General features: G+C 70.2%; 3 protein-coding genes and 1 pseudogene. All 4 read right to left on the bottom strand.

Annotated elements, in window-relative coordinates; genetic code table 11:
* A pseudogene (locus B7767_RS41275) lies at positions 1-230 on the bottom strand (hypothetical protein); the annotation flags it as partial.
* 100 nt (positions 231-330) lie between these two features.
* Positions 331-1,077, bottom strand: a complete 747-nt coding sequence (locus tag B7767_RS41270; protein ID WP_085576326.1) for an SDR family oxidoreductase — start codon at positions 1,075-1,077, stop codon at positions 331-333.
* Positions 1,078-1,224: 147 nt separating this feature from the next.
* Positions 1,225-2,427 carry a globin domain-containing protein gene (locus B7767_RS41265; protein ID WP_085576325.1) on the bottom strand — a complete coding sequence of 401 codons (1,203 nt, stop codon included), beginning with the start codon at positions 2,425-2,427 and terminating at the stop codon, positions 1,225-1,227.
* 281 nt (positions 2,428-2,708) lie between these two features.
* Positions 2,709-3,182, bottom strand: a complete 474-nt coding sequence (locus B7767_RS41260; protein WP_085576327.1) for a carboxymuconolactone decarboxylase family protein — start codon at positions 3,180-3,182, stop codon at positions 2,709-2,711.
* Positions 3,183-3,438: the final 256 nt, after the last annotated feature.

Below are 3,438 nucleotides of genomic sequence, written 5' to 3'. Positions count from 1 at the left end.
GCCGGCGCCCGCTGCGGCTCCGCCGCGCCGGCCCGGGCCGCCGCCGGGGCGGGGTCGCGCATCAGGCCCTGGAGGGCGCCGAGAGCCCGCTGCACGGAGTCCAGGTGCGCCACGACGGCGGCCAGTTCCCGCTCCAGGGCCTGCTTCTGCATCCGCAGACGGTCCAGGTCCTCCTGGAGGCTTTCAGCGGTGACCTCGATGTTGTGCGCCGTGCGGGCTCCAGAGACCATGTGTTCCCCTCGTCCTCAGCCTTCCCACCACATCTTATCGCCGACGGCATCGGCACCGTTGCGGCACGGAAGGGAGCGGCTGCGGGCACCGGGGGCCGTGTCAGCGCGTGTGGGCGGCCATCCAGTCGGCATAACGGGTGGGGGCGAGACGGGCGTCCTCCTTGCCGGTCAGGACGTCCCCGCGGACGACACCGAACATGCCGGCGTCGTCGTCCCTGACAACCGTGTGACGGGTGTCGCCACGGGCCTCCAGGGTGACCCGCCCCAGTTCGTCGAGGGGGAGGACCTCGGGGCCCGCGATGTTGCGGACTCCCCCCAGCGGGGCGCCCGCGGCCACCGAGGCGACCGCGTCGGCCACGTCCTCGGCGGCGATGACCTGGACCGGGGTGCCGGGCAGACGAACGGTGTCCCCTTCGGTGGTCCAGGACAGGATGGCGTCCACGAACTCCATGAACTGGGTGGCGCGCACGATGGAGTACGGGACCGGCCCGGCGGCCAGGAGTTCCTCCTGCAGGGTCTTCGCCCGGTAGTAGTCCAGCTCCGGCACCTGGTCCACACCGACGATGGAGAGGACGACGAAGTGACGCGCCCCGGCCTTCTCCGCGGCGGCCAGCAGCTTCTCCATCGAGGTCCGGAAGAAAGCGGGTGAGGCCTCGTCGAAGGTGGGGGAGTTCGTCAGGTTGACGATCACGTCGGCGCCCGCGACGGCCTTCTCCAGCCCCTCGCCGGTGAGCACGTCCACCCCGGTCGAGAGCGAGTGCGGCACCGCTTCGTGACCGGCGGCGTTCAGCTTCTCGACGACCTTCGACCCGATCAGTCCGGTACCGCCGAAGACTGCGATGCTCATGGTGTGCCCTTCCGGGAAGGAGCGACATGGTGTTCACGGCCTGTCCGGCAACATGTTAGTGCCACTGTTGCGGTCGGCAAGGCGGAGCGCGCGCACATGACGCCGAAAGGCGGACCGTCCGGGTGACGGTCCGCCTCCTGTCCTGTCCTACTTGCTGAGCCAGAGGTCGGGGCCGAACACCTCGTAGTGGATGTCCTTCGGGGCGACCCCCTGGGCGAGCAGGTCACCGCGGACGCCCTGCATGAAGGGCAGCGGACCGCACAGGAACGCGCTGACGCCCTCCCGCAGCGTCAGCCGGGACACGTCGGCCAGGCCCGCGTGGACGTGGGGCGGCACCGGCTCCCCGGGCGTCTCGTACCACACGTGCAGCGCGGCGTTCGGGAGCCGGCCGACCAGCTCCTCCATCTCCGGACGGTGCGCGTGGTGGGCGGGGGAGCGGTCGGCGTGCAGGACGGTGACGTGACGCTCGGACGCGGTGTCGACCAGGTGGTCCAGCATCGACAGCATGGGCGTGATGCCGATGCCGGCGGAGGCGAGCAGCAGCGGGCTGTCGCCCTCGGGGAGCACGAGGTCGCCGAAGGGCAGGGAGACCTTCACGATGTCACCCGGGCGGGCGTGGGCGTGGAGCCAGGACGACACCTCTCCCTCGGGCGCCCGGCCGTCGGCGGAGCGCTCCCGCTTCACGGTGATCCGCCAGGTCTTGCGGCCGGGAGCGGTGGAGAGGCTGTACTGGCGTATCTGCTTCGCCCCGTCGGGGAGCTCCACCTGGACGCTGACGTACTGGCCGGGGGTGAACGGCCCGGTGGGGTCGCCGTCGGGGCGGCGCAGCTCGAAGGAGGCGGCGTCGACCGACTCCTCGGTGCGCTCGGCGATCTCCATGTCCTGCCAGACGGCGCCGTTCTCGACCCCCGCGCCGGCGTACAGCCGTGCCTCCATGGCGATCAGCGCGTTGGCCATGAGCCAGTACACCTCGTCCCAGGCGGCTCCCACCTCCGGGGTCACGGCGTCCCCGAGGACCTCACCGACGGCCCCCATCAGATGCCGGCCCACGAGCGTGTACTGGTCGGCGGTGATGCCCAGGGAGGCGTGCTTGTGGGCGATGCGCCCGAGGACGGCGTCGGGGCGCTCACCGGGCCGCTCCACCAGCGTGGTGGCGAAGGCCGCGACGGCACCGGCGAGGGCCTCGCGCTGGGCGCCGTTGGCCTGGTTCGCGCGGTTGAACAGGCTGCGCAGCAGATCCGGGCGCTCCTCGAACATACGGCGGTAGAACAGCTCGGTGATGCTGCCGAGGGAGGCCCCGACGGCGGGCAACGTGGCTCGGACGACCGGGATCGACTGGGTGGAGAGCATCCTGTGGCTCCTTAATCGGCACTGACGTGCTTCGTGGATCGCGCGCAACAGCATGCTAGTTAATTGGTATATCAGATTCCTATTTAAGAGAGTGTGATCTGTGCGACTCTTCCGTGTGCCCGCTTCGACCCGGATCCGCACCGCACCCGGTCGGCGCCGGACGGCGGTCACGGGGTGCGGGCGCGGCGCCCGCGGACAGCGGTACGGGCGGCACGCCGGGATGTACGACGTGCTGCCCGTACCGGTTCCCGGCTCCGTCCGCCGGTGCCGGGGTGGATGCCTCAGCCGAACTGGCCGGGCTGGTAGTCGCCGGCGGGCTGCTGGTTGATGACGTTGATGCGGTTGTAGGCGTTGATGATCGCGATCAGCGAGATCAGCGCGGCGAGTTCGTCCTCGTCGAAGTGGTTCGCGGCGTTCGCCCAGGCCTCGTCCGTGACGCCGCCGGCGGCGTCCGCGATGCGGGTGCCCTGCTCGGCCAGCTCCAGGGCGGCGCGCTCGGCCTCGGTGAAGACCTTGGCCTCACGCCACGTGGCCACCAGGTTGAGGCGCTGCTGGGTCTCGCCCGCGGCGGTGGCGTCCTTGGTGTGCATGTCGGTGCAGAAGCCGCAGCCGTTGATCTGGCTGGCGCGGATCTTCACCAGTTCCTGGGTCGCGACCGGCAGTGTCGAGTCGTGCACCACCTTGTTCGCGGAGTTGACGTGCTTGAGCACCTTGCCGGCGAGCGCGTTGCCGAAGAAGTTGATGCGGGCGTCCATGGTGGGGTCCATCCTCCGTAGTGCGGTTACACCCGGATGACCGGGACGGTGCGGCTCCCCGTGACAGCAATCCGGTGTGACGTGCGTCACTGCTCGGGCGGTCGCGTGATCCGGCCGACACGGTGGCGGACGGTGTGCGACCGGTCCGCCGCTTTCGGACCCTTGACGCTCCGGGGTGCTGAAAATATCTTTCACTCCGAGCGGAACCCAGGAAAGAAAATTTCGAAGACGCGCCGGCTCCCACCTCACAGCAAGG

It is taken from the genome of Streptomyces sp. 13-12-16 (assembly GCF_002114215.1).
In the GTDB taxonomy this organism is placed as follows: Bacteria; Actinomycetota; Actinomycetes; order Streptomycetales; family Streptomycetaceae; genus Streptomyces.
The sequence above is the reverse complement of the archived record's forward strand: the minus strand, read 5'-3'. Positions and strand labels throughout refer to the sequence as shown.